Consider the following 14548-nt stretch of genomic DNA (forward strand, 5'->3'; position numbering starts at 1 on the left):
ATCAATCCTTTCATAAATTATCTATGGTTCAATTGGGTACGAATACTTACCTTTTGGACAATGCCATGAATAAAACCCATAAAAATGATTAATCCTGTTATGATCACCTCAAGATTCTTTTTATTCGTCCTTTTTGCTTTACTGACCTCCTGTTTTTCAAATTCAAAAGAAAAACAGGAGCAATCAACATCTTCCACTGAAAATTCCACTAAAAAAATATCAATCCAAGAAATCGAACAGGGTATCAAAGCTTATATAGATCGGGAAACAACTCAGAATGATGGTTACTTTTTGATTAATGATTCGGAGCGAAATCTAAAATTAAAGTTGGTAAGGGTTCATACAGAATACCTGTCCAATCTTGGTCCAAACAGACATTTTGCCTGTGTAGATCTCGCAGATGAGAAAGGCGATGTCTATGATGTTGATTTTTTTCTTGAAGGGGAACCGGGAAATATGCTCGTCACAGAAACTTCCCTCCACAAATTAAATGGCAAACCCTTCTATACCTGGAAACAAGTGGTCGACAAAACATGGCGAAGAGTCCCCGTAGAAACTGCCTCAAACGACCTCTTAGGAGTAATTGAAGGAAGGGATGAATTTGAGTTTTCTTATCAGGCAAAAATTCCTGTGATCAAAGACAGCGCTAGAGTTTGGATACCAATTGCCCAATCTGATGATTATCAAGATATAGAAGTAATTTCTATGCAAATCCCTGGAAAACATAAATTCTTGGAAGAGAAAGTTTTCAATAATAAAATCCTATTCATAGAACTAGCTCCAGAACAAAGCAACGAGAAATTAGAAATAAAGTATAGAGTTCAAAGGAAAGAAAAAGGTCCCTATGACGCTGTTCAGCCGATTAATCAAATCTATCTAGAACCAAATTTATTAATGCCTATTGGCGGGCAATTCTCCGAAATAGCCAACGAAGTAATAAAAGGAAAAGAAGATGACAGCAAATTATTACAAGCCAGAGCGCTTTATGATTATATCATTGACAACATGCGCTATATGAAATTTGGAGACTATGGAAGAGGAGATGCTGTGTATGCCTGTGATTCCAAAACCGGAAACTGTACTGAATTTCATTCATTTTTTATCTCCTTGGCAAGATCGATAGGTATTCCTGCAAGGTTTTCCATTGGAGCGTCTATCCCTTCTGACAGAGATGAGGGCGGTATCGATGGCTATCATTGTTGGGCGGAATTCTATGCAGAAGGAAAGTGGTGGCCAATCGACATCAGTGAGGGGAATAAATACACTGCATTGGCAACTTATTATTTTGGCCGTCACCCAGCCAATCGCATAGAATTAAGCCAAGGAAGAGATCTCGAAGTGTCTCCAAGTCCTGCATCTGGTCCTATAAATTTCATTGCTTATCCTCTCATGGAAGTGGGAAAAGAAATTGCCTATCCTTTGACCACATTTTCATTTACCAGAAAAAATTAAGGCTGTGTTACCACAGCCTTTTGATTTCAAGATTAAAGTAAGCAGGATTTAATTCTTCGGATGCTCACTTCCTGTGCTATCAGCTTTCGGGTGCTCATCACCATCAGAAGGATGTTCATCTCCATCATGCGAGTGTTCAACTTGCTCTGTATCCTCTGCTGTTTTTTTGTTACCACAAGATGTCGTTGCAGTTGCAAACAAGAATCCCAATGCGAGAACAAGGATTAGAAATGATTTTAATTTTTTGAATAAGTCCATGATTTTAAAGTTAGATGTAAATAATAAAGGTTGTGGAGACCACAAGGTAATCAATATTATTTTAATTTATACTTATACCATGATTCAACGACCTTACGTTTTGCCAGATTTAAACATCATCTTCATCAAAATCACCCTCTTCAGGAGCCCCCATATCAAACATGGAGCTAAAAAGATCCTTGAATTGTAATCCCGTATCCAATAGTTTTTTGCTAAGTTGACTATATTCTGCAAGCCCATGAAGGGCAAACTCCATGAAGAACTCTTTTTCTTTTTCGGGAAGGTTTTTCAGGGTTCCTGTGACAATATCCTCCAATCCTGGTACCTGATGTAGACTGGATTTATATTCTTTGTCACTTTGGGAGGCCAAAATGTCCAGAGAATTCCCATCACCAAACCATGATAGCGGTAGTACATAAGTATTTGGCTCCTTTTCTTTTTTCTTTTGCTCCGGGGATGGAAAATAGTCAGTAAATAAGGTCCTCACTGCTTTCCCAATTAAAGTATAAGCAACAAGTCCTGCACCTTCCTGTTCTCCTTCATAGACCAATTCTACTTTTCCGGTGATAGCAGGGATAATACCAATCAGGTCTGCAACTCGCACTACGGTATTTTCCTCATTGTTCATATAAATTCTTCTCTCTGCTGCAGAAATCAAATTTTCGTATGCTGAAATCGTCAATCTTGCAGAAATACCACTTTTTTCATCCACATATTCACTCTTCCTTGCTTCCACCGCTATCTGCTCAATCAAATCCTTCATCAATTCCGGTACATGGATTTTTGAAATTGGCTTGCCTTCCAGCCTTGCTTCTTGTTTGGTAATGCGTTTTCCAATTTCAATGTTTTTGGGATAGTGCGTGATGATCTGACTTTCGATTCTGTCTTTGAGGGGAGTTACAATACTACCTCGATTGGTATAATCCTCAGGGTTGGCTGTAAATACAAACTGAATATCCAAAGGCAACCGGAGCTTAAAGCCCCTGATCTGAATATCTCCTTCCTGGAGTATATTGAATAATGCTACCTGAATCCTAGCCTGCAAATCCGGCAATTCATTGATCACAAAAATGGATCTGTGAGACCTTGGAACCAACCCATAATGAATCACGCGCTCGTCATTATAAGAAAGTTTCATTGTGGCAGCCTTGATAGGGTCAACATCGCCGATCAGATCAGCAACAGATACATCAGGTGTAGCCAGTTTTTCGGTATACCTATCATTTCTATGCCACCACGAAATAGGTGTATGGTCTCCTTTAGTCGCAATCATTTCTCTTGAAAATGTAGAAATAGGATTCAAAGGATCGTCATTCAATTCTGACCCTGATACCACAGGAATATACTCATCCAAAAGATGTGTCATCAATCGGGCTATTCTTGTTTTGGCCTGACCTCTTAATCCCAAAAGATTGATATTATGCCTCGAAAGAATGGCCCTTTCGATATCGGGGATGACGGTATCTTCATATCCCCAAATCCCCTCAAATACATTTTCCTTATTCTTGATTTTTTGGATCAGATTTAGTCTCAATTCTTCTTTGATGGGTTTTGACTGATATCCTGATGCTTTTAGTTCTCCAAGGGTAACTATTTTCAATAAGTCTTTTCCTGCTAATTTTTGGTAATCCATGTTTAAAATTTTTTGGTTCTGTTTCGTCTATAATCTTCAAAAATCAAATCCCCCAAACCTTTGAGGCTACTGTAGTATGCGTTTCCGTTATTCACTTTTGTGAATTCCTTTACAAATTCTTTAAGATAAGGGTCGGAAGCAATCATGAATGTGGTGACAGGTATTTTCAGTTTGCGGCATTGGGCCGCTAGTTTGAGGGTCTCGCTAAGAATTTTACTGTCAATGCCAAAAGCGTTTTTATAATACTTGATTCCAACCTTCAGACAAGTAGGTTTTCCATCAGTAATCATAAAAATCTGCTTGTTTTGGTTTTTTCTCCTTCTGAGCAAATCCATGGCAAGTTCCAATCCGGCCACGGTATTGGTGTGATAAGGCCCTACCTGTAAATAAGGCAAATCCTTGATTTCAATCTGCCAGGCATCATTTCCAAACACTATGATATCCAAAGTGTCTTTGGGATACCTGGTTTTGATCAATTCTGCCAAAGCCATCGCAACCTTTTTGGCCGGTGTAATCCTGTCCTCTCCATACAAAATCATGGAATGGGAAATATCAATCATCAAAACTGTGGAAGTCTGTGTCCTGAATTCATTTTCAACTACTTCCAGATCATCTTCGGTCAAAAGATAATCCCCTCCAAATCCGTGATTGACCTGAGCATTTCTGATAGAGTCCGTGAGCGCAATTTGATCCAGATTGTCACCAAAATTATAGGGCCTCCTGTCAGTCCCCTTTTCTTCTCCCTGACCAGAATGTGTTGTCTTATGAAGTCCGCCTTTTCCTTTTTTCAGTTTACCAAATATCTCCTCCAATGCATTTTTCCGGATTGATTGTTCTGCTTTACCTGTGATTTTAAATTCACCTTTTTGGTTTTCTTCCGTAAGATATCCTTTGGTTTTGAGGTCTTCTATGAAATCACCAATTCCATAATTGGGATTGGTCATATTGTATCTCTTGTCTAGGTTGGTCAACCAAGCCAAAGCTTCTGCAACATCTCCTCCGGTCATTGTAACCAATTGCAGGAAAATATTGAGTAAATTATCAAACGCATTTTTCTCCGGATCTTGTGGAGGAACATACTGTGTAAAACGAAAACCTTTCATATCTGCATCATAACAATAAGAGTCCCATTCAGGTTTAATAATTGAAAACAAAATAACAACCAACATGAAAAATTACCTATTTCCCGTCTATTTGGTGACAACTTTTCTGATCATTTATATCACTGCTATTCAAGCAAATTTAAATACCGGATTAATCTTGTTTATGTTTTCAATCTCGCCCATTCCGATTATTTGGATGGTTTATAAGGTACTCACAGCTGACGTAGAGGTAACCAGTACCTTTGATGAAAAATGGTATGAAGATCAATAAACAGGTCCGCGTATTTGGAAGAGTTCAGGGCGTGTTTTTTCGAAAAAGCACCCAACAAAAAGCAGTTACCTTGGGAATTAAGGGTTGGGTTAAAAACGATACCGACGGAACTGTTGTATTAGAAATGGAAGGAGACATCAGGGCAATTCAGGAAATGGAAAATTGGTTAAGAGAAGGACCTCCCATGGCAAAAGTTGAATTCTTGGAAATAACTCAAATGGAAAAAAAAGATTATCAGCAATTTTTGATCTTACATTAATTATTAAAATGCCTCCTAATGGAAATATAGTTTGTTTTTTTGTGGAAAAGGAAAATATCAATCACACTTGCCCTTGACAAAAGTCAACACTCCGCTATTCATCGCAATGCAATCATTGGAATAGGTTTTTCCATCACAGCCACAGACCGGGTCATAAATCATATAACAGGCCGCATCTGTTTTGATTTTTGATGTATCAATACATGCATCTGAGGCTAACTCTTTATTTTCAAGATCATCACATTGGAATGAGAGCATGATCACTGCGAAAATAGTTAATGCGAAAGGAAGTATTTTTTTCATAAGATGTTTTAGCTTTTCCTTAAGACGCAATTTTATGTATCAATGCTACAAAATTTAATATGTTTTTTTTGAAATAATTAAAACATTAAAATTCTTTGTATAAAATTGCATTAATCTGATTTAAATTTTTAATTTTCACATCCTATTTGTTTAAATTTCCCAGATTTCACCCTCTGGCAAAAAAAATTAATTATGGTTATTTTAGGACTAAATTACTATTTCCATGACTCAACAGCATGTATTGTCGTGGACGGACAACTTGTCGCCGCTATTGAAGAAGAGCGTTTGAATAGAGACAAGCACACCAAAAAATTCCCGGAAAAAGCAATCGACCGATGTCTGAAAATGGCCAACTTAACAATTAAAGATATTGACCATATTGCCGTTTCAATTAAACCCACTCATAACTTAGGGAAAAAACTAAGATACGCCATCAGTAACCCAAAAAGCTTAAGACACTTTATCAGTCATGAATTTGTCCATGCTTACAGAAAACAAAAATCCTTTTGGAGATGGTTCAATGATGCATACACATCAAAAAAAGATGGTCCACAAGTCCATTTTATTCCCCATCATTTTGCCCATGCACCGGGATCGTTTTTTGTATCTCCATACAAGGAAGCTGCACTTTTAGGGATAGATGGATCAGGGGAATGGGCCACAGCGATGTTGGGTTTTGGGAAAGACAATGAAATACAAACATTCGGAGAAAGCTTTTTCCCCAATTCTTTAGGGTCTTTCTATGAAGCTGTCACCTCTTTCTGTGGATTTATAACAAACTATGATGAGGGAAAGACGATGGGTTTAGCTCCTATGGGTGATCCAAATGTCTTTAAGAAAGAAGTTGAGAAGATAGTAAGGATTGATAAAAATGGGGGAATCCATATTGACCTGAGTTATTTCAGGTATCAAAACCTAAACTATGGGAAGCATTCCCATCTATCACCAAAATTTATCCAAATTTTCGGAGAACCACGGTCACCGGGAGAACCAATCAAAAAACACCACATGGATGTGGCAGCTGCCTTCCAGAGCGTATTAGAGGACCGGGTACTCGAAATTTGTGAAATTCTTTATCAAAAAACCAAAACCGATTATTTGGTGATTTCCGGTGGAGTTTCACTCAATAGTGTTATGAACGGAAGGATTGTCAGGGAGAGTAAATTTAAAGATATATATGTAATGCCTGCAGCAGGGGATAATGGAACCGCTATTGGGGCGGCTTATTATCTCTACAACGGCATGTCCAAAAAACCGAGAAATTTTGTCCACCTCAATCCGTATGTCGGAACCAGTTATACCAATGAGGAAATAGAAAAAACCTTAAAAGCCTGTAAGCTACATTACCTGTACCACGAAGATATCTGTGAAGAAGCGGCCTCTCTCCTAGAAAATGGAAAAATAATAGGTTGGTTTCAAGGAATAATGGAAATTGGCCCAAGGGCCTTGGGTAGCAGGAGTATCCTTGCCAACCCAGCTTTCCCGGATATGAAGGACAAAATAAATTCCGAAGTCAAGTTTAGAGAGGCATACCGTCCTTTTGCCCCATCGGCTATTGTGGAAGCCAAAGATCAGTTTTTTGACCTAGACGTTGAAGCCCCATTTATGTTAAAAGTCTGTAACGTACTCAAAGATCAGCAACGAATCATTCCTGCTGTAACCCATGTAGATGGAAGTGCAAGATTACAGACAGTTAGAAAAGAACTACATCCGAGATATTATGATGTTATCAAAAAACTTGGAGATAAAACAGGCGTTCCTGTAGTTCTTAATACCAGTTTCAATATTCAGGGCGAACCTGTGGTGGAATCACCGAAAGATGCCATCCGTTGTTTTTTTTCAACAGGTCTTGATGCCCTTGTCATTGGAAATTTTATTATAAAAAAGAAAACTGCGATCAATAACAGTGAAGATTTACAAGAAGAACCCTCAGTCGAATTCAGTCAACACTGAATGATATAAGGAAGTTTTAAATAGATTAAACCCCTCTTTAGGTTTTGTTCCCTATTTTTGTACTATGGGAGAGAAAAAATGTCCACATTGTGGAAATTGGTCCAAGTGGACCACCGACATCAAAGACATCTGCGAGCATTGCGGAAAATCCTTGGGTGGCCGTGATTTGGAATACCATGAAAGCCGTCAAAAAGATATTCAGGCCAACAAAGAACAATGGATTTTTCATATAAAAGATACAGATAATGATCTCATGAAAGGTCTCAAAAAGGCCGGAAACTTCTTTTACACCATTTACATGGCCATTATTACATTTCTTGCTGCGCTTATCGCTGCATTGCCTGGATGATGTCAGTTTTAAAAAATCCCTTTTTTCTGATCCCCTGCCTGATTTTTTGGCTCAATCAATTTTTGGAAAAAGTGATGAAGATTTTTATCAATTATGTCCATGCCTATCTCGATGATTTATTGGCAATGCCTGTAATCTTGGGTATTACTTTGCAGGTATATAGGTGGATACATCCTCTCAAAGAAAAGTTTGTTTTTAGTAAAATACAGGTATTAGTCGGTTGGGCCTATTTTTCCTTTTTGTTTGAATTCTTCTTACCCCGGTGGTCCTCTACCTACACTGCAGATATAATAGATGTTTTGTGTTATGGTTTAGGAGCAATAGCATTTTACAAACTGATTAATATAAACAGGTAACAGAAAATGGAAGTTTTGATTTATCTAGGGCATAATTTTTAACTTTGAATTTATTTATTTCAACATGACCCTTTCCGAACTATTCCAATCTTATTCTTCACAACTTCAGGGATTGTATTCCAGACAGGAATCCGAATCTCTGATTACTTGGCTTTTTGAATCGTATTTGGGGAAAAGTAGAAAAGATATTACAAGTAATTTTGTTTTGGATGCTTTTCCACTTGAACTTGAAAATGCATTCAGTGAACTGCTTGAAGGAAAGCCGATTCAATATGTCACAGGAAAAGCACCATTCTATGGAAGAGAATTATCGGTCAATTCCAATGTATTGATTCCGAGAAATGAAACAGAGGAGCTTGTACATTTGATCATTAAGGAAAACAAAAAATCCGGAATGCGGATTCTGGATATCGGGACAGGTTCGGGATGTATTCCCATTACTTTAGCTTTAGAGATAAAGTACGCCGAAGTTTTTGGTTTGGATATCAGTGATTCAGCCCTTTCAATGGCTTCACAGAATGCATCTTCTCTTGGAGCAAAAGTTATTTTTCAAAAGTGTGATATATTAAATGAGGAAATACCTTTTAATAACTTGGACATCATTGTCAGCAATCCCCCTTATGTGAGAATATCCGAAAAAGAAATGATGCATGACAATGTGTTGAAATATGAACCTCACTTGGCCCTGTTTGTCCAAGATGATGATCCGTTATTATTTTACAGGGTAATTGTCCAAAAGGCAAAAAATGCGCTAAATGCCAATGGAAAACTATATTTTGAAATCAATGAAGCTTTGGGATCTATTACATTGGAACTTTTGACTGATAATGGTTTTAAAAATATCAGGATCCACAAAGACCTGAACAACAGAGATAGAATAGTAAGTGCAGTTTTATAATAGTTTTTTCATTGGGCAAATTCACCAATCCAAAAAACGCTGTTTGATTTAAAAATGGTGAAACCCTCCTCTACCTCTACCATAGTTGCATATTTTATTTCAACTATTTCTGAGGAATCACTTGTTTTCATTTCTATCAAAGTCCCATCAGGGGCATGTAATTGAACAGCACATGCCGGGAACCACTTTTTGAACGCTCCATTTTTCACAGGGAAATACCGGGTAGACCCATCCCAAACCACAATATCCAAAAATTCAAGTTTGGCCTCCAATTCAGTTACTTTTTGATGATCAAAACCAATAATGTTTACTGCGGAATGCTTGGAAGCAACGAGGTATTGCAAGCCCTCACCTAAGAAATCCCCCTCCTTAACTCCCAGAAATTTGACCGGATACTGCTCTTCAAGTAAATGAAAATGCTGCTGCTGAAAATCCATTTCGGCTATAATCAAGTCGATTTTAATTCCCCAAGAAATCACGGTGAATACTTCTTTTTGCGCTACCAAAATCGTCGGTATCCATTCCAATAAAGGCGCAATCACATCAAAGCCTATAACTTCAGTATTTAAAATAATTAAAGCAGGTTCTTGCTGTTCTTTGACAAAATGGTGGGAGGACATGGGGATTGAAGATTGGTGGATTTTAGATTTTAGATTTTTAAATTGAAAAATTTTAAGATTTTAAGATTGGAAAATTACAAAATTTCTGTGATGAAATGGATTTACAAAAATATCCAACTAGTTGTATCTCCCTTAAAGTCTATAATTTAATCTGCCAAGGGTTTAGGCTCCAACTTAAATATCAACCTTAAATGTCAAACCTTTCTTGATTCTTGGTTCTTGACTCTTGGATCTTATTTCTCACTCGCCTTCTCTTAACTTCGGACTTCCAAATTCCAACTTCTTCACTTAAACCTCACTACTTTCCCATGCGATTTGGAAGTCATAGCCTGTGGGATAGCAGCACAGATTTCATTGTAGAGTAGTTCCACCAATCTCTTTTTCAAAAAACTTCTGGTCAACACAATACTTACTTCTCTTATAGGTTCCTCATCACTGAATTTCCTCAGACGTTGCTTTTCTTCCTCATTCAATGAGAACGTAGCCAATTCAGGAAGAAGCGTGATACCGGTATATTGATTGACCATGTTTTTCAGACCTTCCAAAGAACCGCTTTCATAGTGGAAATTATTCCTTTCAAACTTGTTCTGATTGCATAAATTCAATACCTGATCGCGGAAGCAATGGCCCTGTTGAAGCATCCACATGTCATCAGATTCCAGATCCTTAACCGTTAGCTTTTCTTTTTTGAGAAGTTGATGCCCTTTGGATAAGTAAGCAAAGAATTTTTCGTAAAACATAGGTTTTTCTACAATCCCGGGTTCATCCAATGGTGTCACTACCAACCCAAGATCCAGCTCATCATTTTTAAGCTTTCTGAGAATTTCCTCCGTGACAGTTTCCTCCACTTGAAGCTTTACATTTGGATATTTTTCCAAAAACCCTTTGATAAAGCGATGTAAAATATAAGGTGCAAGTGTGGGAATAATACCCAATTTGATCACCCCACTGACATCCCCTTTCAACTGCGACAACAATTCATATATCCCTTTACTTTCGGAAACCACCCTTTTGGCTTGTCCAATTACCTGAACACCGATTTCAGTTGGGATGACAGGCATTTTGGAACGGTCAAAAAGGATGATGTCTAGCTCTTTTTCCAATTTACTGATCTGTGCACTCAGGGTTGGCTGGGTGACAAAACAAGATTCAGCTGCATGGCCAAAATGCCTGTGTTTGTCCACTGCAATAATATATTCGAGCTGTTGAATCGTCATATTTTAAATTTAAAATGACACCTATAATTTCCAAAAATCACTTGATCTCCCAAGGCCCACAAATATAAAAATCTTTTTCTTTTTATTTAGATTTGATTTAAATAATGATTAATTTCGCCCCATTATCAAACCAATATATGTTGAAAAATATCATCAAATCGACTCTAATCGCCTCTTTTGGGGCAATTTTGTTTTCATGCGGTACAGGAAATGAAAAGCAGGAAGAGGTCAATGTCTATACCCATAGACATTATGAAGCAGACCAAAAATTGTTTGATCTGTTCAGTGAAAAAACAGGAATCAAAGTGAATGTAGTGTCAGCTTCTGCGGATGAACTGATACAAAAATTGGAGTTGGAAGGAGCCAATTCACCAGCCGATGTGCTCATCACTGTAGATGCAGGTAGACTCCACAGGGCAGAAGAAAAAGACCTCTTACAATCCGTCAGTTCTGAAACCCTGAGTTTAAATATTCCTCCCAAATTCAGAGACCCCGAAGGATTTTGGTTTGGCTTGACCTACCGTGCTAGGATCATCGCTTACAGCAAAGAAAGGGTAAATCCAGAAGAATTGAGTAGCTATGAGGCGCTGACTGAACCACAATGGAAGGGAAGGGTACTTACCCGGAGTTCAGAAAACATCTATAACCAATCTCTTTTAGCATCAATGATCGCTCATCATGGGAAAGAAGGTGCCGAAAAATGGGCTACAGGATTATTGGAAAATATGGCGAGATCCCCCAAAGGAAGTGACAGAGATCAGGTGAAAGCAGTAGCTTCAGGCGAAGGTGATGTTGCAATCGTCAATACCTATTATATCGGTATCATGCTCAATGATGCCAATGAGGAGGAGAGAAAAGCAGCTGATAAAATTTCCATATTCTTCCCTAATCAATCTGATAGAGGTACACATATCAATATATCGGGTGCTGCAGTGACAAAATACGCCCCGAACAAAGCAAATGCTGTCAAACTGATCGAATTCCTTTCCAACGTGGAAGCACAAGGAGTTTTGGCAAATATTAACTTTGAATATCCCGTTAACCCTAAAGTTGAATTTTCAGACTTATTAAAAAACTGGGGTTCCTTTAAAGCAGATGATCTTAACCTGTCAGTCTTAGGGGACAACAACAATGATGCTGTCATCATATTTGACAAAGTGGGTTGGAAATAAATAACCGTTTTGGATATTTTAAAAAGAAATTACTTTTGGTGGAATAAATGGACTGGCTACTCGCTGCTGATACTGCTGCTGGTAGCCACTCCATTATTTACAATTTTTATAAAACTTTTTGATAGGCCTGGTGGAAGTTGGTACCATATTGTCAATAACTTGCTTTTAGGATATTTCCAAAATACCTTCCTTTTGCTTTTGGGAGTCGCAGTAATGACTTTCCTCCTTGGCGTGAGTACTGCTTGGCTGGTATCCAATTATGAATTCCCTGGAAGACGATATTTTGAATGGCTGTTGATTTTGCCTTTGGGGTTTCCCGGTTATATCATGGCATATACATATGTAGGCTTATTAGGATATACAGGACCCATACAGGTTTTTTTCAGAAATTCTTTTGATATACAGGTCAAAGGCAGCTTGATTGATATCATGAACCTTCCCGGTGCGATTTTTATTTTATCAATTACGCTTTTTCCTTATGTATTTTTAATCACAAGGTCATCTTTTTTACAGCAATCCAAAACTTTGCAGGAAGCTTCATTTCTGTTGGGGGCAAATCGTTTCAAAACTTTCTTTAAAGTCGCCTTACCTATGGCCCGACCAGCTATAGTTGCCGGCATAGCATTAGCTTCTATGGAAGTATTGAACGACTATGGTACTGTCAAATACTTTGGCGTAAATACATTCACTACCGGAATCTTCCGAGCATGGTTTTCCATGGGAGATTCATCGACAGCTATTTATTTAGCAGCAATCTTGATGGTGTTTGTTTTTGTGATTCTATACCTAGAATCCCTACAGCGGGGAAATCGTCAATATTCCTCTGTCAATGGCTTACAAAAACCTACTGCCCGTGTTCACCCAACCTTGGGCAAAAAAGTATTATACTCAGGAATATGTGCCTCTATATTCTCATTAAGTTTTTTGTTTCCATTTCTCCAGCTATTGCAATGGGTCAGCATGACTTATTCAAAGGTGATGAATCAGGACTTCTTTTTATTAATCTATAGAAGTTTTGGGTTGGCGGCAATGAGTGGAATTTTTATTGTTATTCTTTCCATTGTGTTATTGTATGCATTGAGATTGAGTCCATTTAAATGGGTTAAAAATATTTCCAAAATTGCCACCTTGGGTTATGCTATTCCCGGTGCAGTCATTGCTGTGGGTGTGATGATCCCATTTATAGCTTTGGATAAATGGGTTTACGGGACCTTGTTCACCACCCAAGTTGCTGGGCTGTTGTTTTCGGGGACTTTGTTTGCCTTGGTATTTGCCTATATCGTAAGATTTATGGCGGTAGGCTACAATCCTGTAGAAGCAGGTTTTCAAAAAATAGGTATCCATGTCAATGAAGCAAGCCGGCTTCTTGGTGTAAGAAGTACAAGGACATTGTGGAAAATTGACCTTCCATTGATCAAAACAAGTTTGGTGTCAGGCATATTGCTGGTATTTGTAGATGTATTAAAAGAATTACCCTTAACTTTGATTCTTCGTCCGTTTAATTTCCAAACTTTGGCCACCAAGGCCTTTGACATGGCGACAAACGAGATGATTGCTGAATCAGCCAATGCCGCACTGATTATCATTCTTACAGGAATCATTCCTATCATTTTCCTGAACAGATTGATCAAAAAAAGAGAACTTTAGAGAAAGCTTTTATAAACCCGGATGAGGATTTTATCACTCCAACACATCAATAAAAAATATAATCAGGCAGATGAGTTTGCTGTCAATGACGTTTCCTTTGATGTAGAGGAGGGGGAGATTCTTGCCTTGGTCGGAGAAAGTGGGTCCGGGAAGACTACCTTGCTAAGATTGATAGCCGGATTGGAACATCCCGATTCAGGATCTATTTCACTTTTGGGACAGACCATCGTAGAAGGTGTAAAATCTGTCCCTGCACACGAAAGACAGGTTGGGATGGTGTTTCAGGATTATGCGCTTTTCCCCCACCTTACTATCCTTGGAAATGTAAAATTTGGTCTCCAAAAAGCAAAAGGAAATCCAGAACAGATCGCCTTAGAAACACTTAAATTAGTTGGATTAAAAGAAGATTTTTCAAGATATCCACACCAACTATCCGGTGGTCAACAGCAGCGTGTCGCTTTGGCAAGAGCAATTGCTCCAAATCCCAAAATCCTTTTAATGGATGAACCTTTCAGTAATTTGGACGCCATGCTCAAAGATCAGGTAAGGGAAGAAATCCGTCAGATTATCAAAAAAACAGGTATCACGGCAATTTTTGTCACTCATGACACCAAAGATGCCTTATCTACAGCTGACCGTATCGCAATCCTGCACAAAGGATATTTACAGCAGATTGATCTTCCAAAAAATCTCTATGAAAATCCTGTCAACCCATATGTGGCAAATTTTTTTGGTAAACAAAATGAAATCTTGGCAACGCCTACGGAGGAAGGATACTACACATCTTTTGGCTTTATTGCTGATCCTGAAGCAAAAAAATTTACCGGCAAAGTTCTCTTACAATTCCGTCCCGAACATGGTGAGGTAGTACAAAGAGATGGTCAGCAACTGACCGGCAAAATTGTCAAGATTTCCTATTTCGGAAGCCATCAAATGGTAAAGTTGGCTGATGATGAAGGCAAGCGTGTAATCATTCGAACCAATCCCGGCAGGTCTTTTGAAGGATTGGAAAGGGCAAACTTTTACCTGTGGAAATATGAGGTGGAGGAGGCTTTTT

General features: G+C 38.2%; 16 protein-coding genes. 10 read left to right on the plus strand and 6 right to left on the minus strand.

Annotated elements, in window-relative coordinates; all coding sequences use genetic code 11:
• Positions 1-84 precede the first annotated feature (84 nt).
• On the plus strand, positions 85-1452 hold the full coding sequence (locus tag ACEW8U_RS12165; RefSeq protein ID WP_373522315.1) for a transglutaminase-like domain-containing protein: 1368 nt from the start codon (positions 85-87) through the stop codon (positions 1450-1452).
• A 48-nt stretch (positions 1453-1500) separates the two neighbouring features.
• Here the strand turns inward: ACEW8U_RS12165 and ACEW8U_RS12170 are convergent, their stop codons facing one another.
• From ACEW8U_RS12170 to ACEW8U_RS12180, 3 genes are all read right to left on the minus strand, one after another.
• A complete protein-coding gene (locus tag ACEW8U_RS12170) occupies positions 1501-1710 on the minus strand; it encodes a hypothetical protein (RefSeq protein ID WP_373522316.1) in 210 nt (69 codons plus the stop codon).
• Positions 1711-1819: 109 nt separating this feature from the next.
• Positions 1820-3343, minus strand: coding sequence for a magnesium chelatase (locus ACEW8U_RS12175; RefSeq protein ID WP_373522317.1), 1524 nt, complete (start codon positions 3341-3343; stop codon positions 1820-1822).
• A gap of 2 nt (positions 3344-3345) precedes the next feature.
• The gene (locus ACEW8U_RS12180) at positions 3346-4446 is read right to left on the minus strand and encodes a VWA domain-containing protein (RefSeq protein WP_373522318.1); all 1101 of its coding nucleotides are present in this window, start codon (positions 4444-4446) and stop codon (positions 3346-3348) included.
• Positions 4447-4510: 64 nt separating this feature from the next.
• Between ACEW8U_RS12180 and ACEW8U_RS12185 the strand changes: the two genes are divergently transcribed.
• Both ACEW8U_RS12185 and ACEW8U_RS12190 read left to right on the plus strand, forming a co-directional pair.
• The gene (locus ACEW8U_RS12185; protein ID WP_373522319.1) at positions 4511-4717 is read left to right on the plus strand and encodes a hypothetical protein; all 207 of its coding nucleotides are present in this window, start codon (positions 4511-4513) and stop codon (positions 4715-4717) included.
• The gene (locus tag ACEW8U_RS12190) at positions 4704-4976 is read left to right on the plus strand and encodes an acylphosphatase (protein WP_373522320.1); all 273 of its coding nucleotides are present in this window, start codon (positions 4704-4706) and stop codon (positions 4974-4976) included. Before ACEW8U_RS12185 ends, ACEW8U_RS12190 begins: the two co-directional genes overlap by 14 nt.
• Before the next feature lie 57 nt (positions 4977-5033).
• Here the strand turns inward: ACEW8U_RS12190 and ACEW8U_RS12195 are convergent, their stop codons facing one another.
• Positions 5034-5279 (minus strand): Kazal-type serine protease inhibitor family protein, encoded by a 246-nt coding sequence (locus ACEW8U_RS12195; RefSeq protein WP_373522321.1) that lies wholly within the window; start codon positions 5277-5279, stop codon positions 5034-5036.
• 192 nt (positions 5280-5471) lie between these two features.
• On the opposite strand from ACEW8U_RS12195, the gene ACEW8U_RS12200 reads away from it, so the two are divergent.
• The 4 genes from ACEW8U_RS12200 to prmC all read left to right on the plus strand — a co-directional run bounded on the left by ACEW8U_RS12200 (position 5472) and on the right by prmC (position 8835).
• On the plus strand, positions 5472-7232 hold the full coding sequence (locus tag ACEW8U_RS12200) for a carbamoyltransferase (protein WP_373522322.1): 1761 nt from the start codon (positions 5472-5474) through the stop codon (positions 7230-7232).
• Positions 7233-7296: 64 nt separating this feature from the next.
• Complete coding sequence (locus ACEW8U_RS12205; protein WP_373522323.1) at positions 7297-7581, plus strand: hypothetical protein; 285 nt, start codon at positions 7297-7299, stop codon at positions 7579-7581.
• 74 nt (positions 7582-7655) lie between these two features.
• Complete coding sequence (locus ACEW8U_RS12210; RefSeq protein ID WP_373522332.1) at positions 7656-7937, plus strand: magnesium citrate secondary transporter; 282 nt, start codon at positions 7656-7658, stop codon at positions 7935-7937.
• 64 nt (positions 7938-8001) lie between these two features.
• Positions 8002-8835, plus strand: a complete 834-nt coding sequence (gene prmC / locus ACEW8U_RS12215) for a peptide chain release factor N(5)-glutamine methyltransferase (protein ID WP_373522324.1) — start codon at positions 8002-8004, stop codon at positions 8833-8835.
• A gap of 8 nt (positions 8836-8843) precedes the next feature.
• Here prmC and ACEW8U_RS12220 read toward each other — a convergent pair whose 3' ends face one another.
• Together ACEW8U_RS12220 and ACEW8U_RS12225 are read right to left on the minus strand one after the other, a co-directional pair.
• Positions 8844-9455 (minus strand): thiamine pyrophosphokinase, encoded by a 612-nt coding sequence (locus tag ACEW8U_RS12220; RefSeq protein ID WP_373522325.1) that lies wholly within the window; start codon positions 9453-9455, stop codon positions 8844-8846.
• Between the two features lie 284 nt (positions 9456-9739).
• Entirely contained in the window at positions 9740-10672 is a 933-nt protein-coding gene (locus ACEW8U_RS12225; protein WP_373522326.1) for a hydrogen peroxide-inducible genes activator, read from the minus strand.
• A gap of 104 nt (positions 10673-10776) precedes the next feature.
• Between ACEW8U_RS12225 and ACEW8U_RS12230 the strand changes: the two genes are divergently transcribed.
• The 3 genes from ACEW8U_RS12230 to ACEW8U_RS12240 form a co-directional block, all read left to right on the plus strand.
• Entirely contained in the window at positions 10777-11844 is a 1068-nt protein-coding gene (locus ACEW8U_RS12230) for a Fe(3+) ABC transporter substrate-binding protein (protein ID WP_373522327.1), read from the plus strand.
• A 9-nt stretch (positions 11845-11853) separates the two neighbouring features.
• Positions 11854-13491 carry an ABC transporter permease gene (locus ACEW8U_RS12235; protein WP_373522328.1) on the plus strand — a complete coding sequence of 546 codons (1638 nt, stop codon included), beginning with the start codon at positions 11854-11856 and terminating at the stop codon, positions 13489-13491.
• A 21-nt stretch (positions 13492-13512) separates the two neighbouring features.
• Positions 13513-14548 (plus strand): ABC transporter ATP-binding protein (locus ACEW8U_RS12240; RefSeq protein WP_373522329.1); only part of this gene is annotated, 1036 nt, incomplete at its 3' end.

Source organism: Aquiflexum sp. (assembly GCF_041751335.1).
Lineage (GTDB): Bacteria > Bacteroidota > Bacteroidia > Cytophagales > Cyclobacteriaceae > Aquiflexum.

Coding starts and splice junctions, on each gene's coding strand:
- ACEW8U_RS12220 (WP_373522325.1), bottom strand. CDS start 9,455: ATGTCCTCCCACCATTTTGTCAAAGAACAGCAAGAACCTGCTTTAATT.
- ACEW8U_RS12210 (WP_373522332.1), top strand. CDS start 7,656: ATGAAGATTTTTATCAATTATGTCCATGCCTATCTCGATGATTTATTG.
- ACEW8U_RS12225 (WP_373522326.1), bottom strand. CDS start 10,672: ATGACGATTCAACAGCTCGAATATATTATTGCAGTGGACAAACACAGG.
- ACEW8U_RS12180 (WP_373522318.1), bottom strand. CDS start 4,446: ATGAAAGGTTTTCGTTTTACACAGTATGTTCCTCCACAAGATCCGGAG.
- ACEW8U_RS12170 (WP_373522316.1), bottom strand. CDS start 1,710: ATGGACTTATTCAAAAAATTAAAATCATTTCTAATCCTTGTTCTCGCA.
- ACEW8U_RS12175 (WP_373522317.1), bottom strand. CDS start 3,343: ATGGATTACCAAAAATTAGCAGGAAAAGACTTATTGAAAATAGTTACC.
- ACEW8U_RS12230 (WP_373522327.1), top strand. CDS start 10,777: ATGATTAATTTCGCCCCATTATCAAACCAATATATGTTGAAAAATATC.
- ACEW8U_RS12165 (WP_373522315.1), top strand. CDS start 85: ATGATTAATCCTGTTATGATCACCTCAAGATTCTTTTTATTCGTCCTT.
- ACEW8U_RS12190 (WP_373522320.1), top strand. CDS start 4,704: ATGAAGATCAATAAACAGGTCCGCGTATTTGGAAGAGTTCAGGGCGTG.
- prmC (WP_373522324.1), top strand. CDS start 8,002: ATGACCCTTTCCGAACTATTCCAATCTTATTCTTCACAACTTCAGGGA.
- ACEW8U_RS12185 (WP_373522319.1), top strand. CDS start 4,511: ATGAAAAATTACCTATTTCCCGTCTATTTGGTGACAACTTTTCTGATC.
- ACEW8U_RS12205 (WP_373522323.1), top strand. CDS start 7,297: ATGGGAGAGAAAAAATGTCCACATTGTGGAAATTGGTCCAAGTGGACC.
- ACEW8U_RS12200 (WP_373522322.1), top strand. CDS start 5,472: ATGGTTATTTTAGGACTAAATTACTATTTCCATGACTCAACAGCATGT.
- ACEW8U_RS12195 (WP_373522321.1), bottom strand. CDS start 5,279: ATGAAAAAAATACTTCCTTTCGCATTAACTATTTTCGCAGTGATCATG.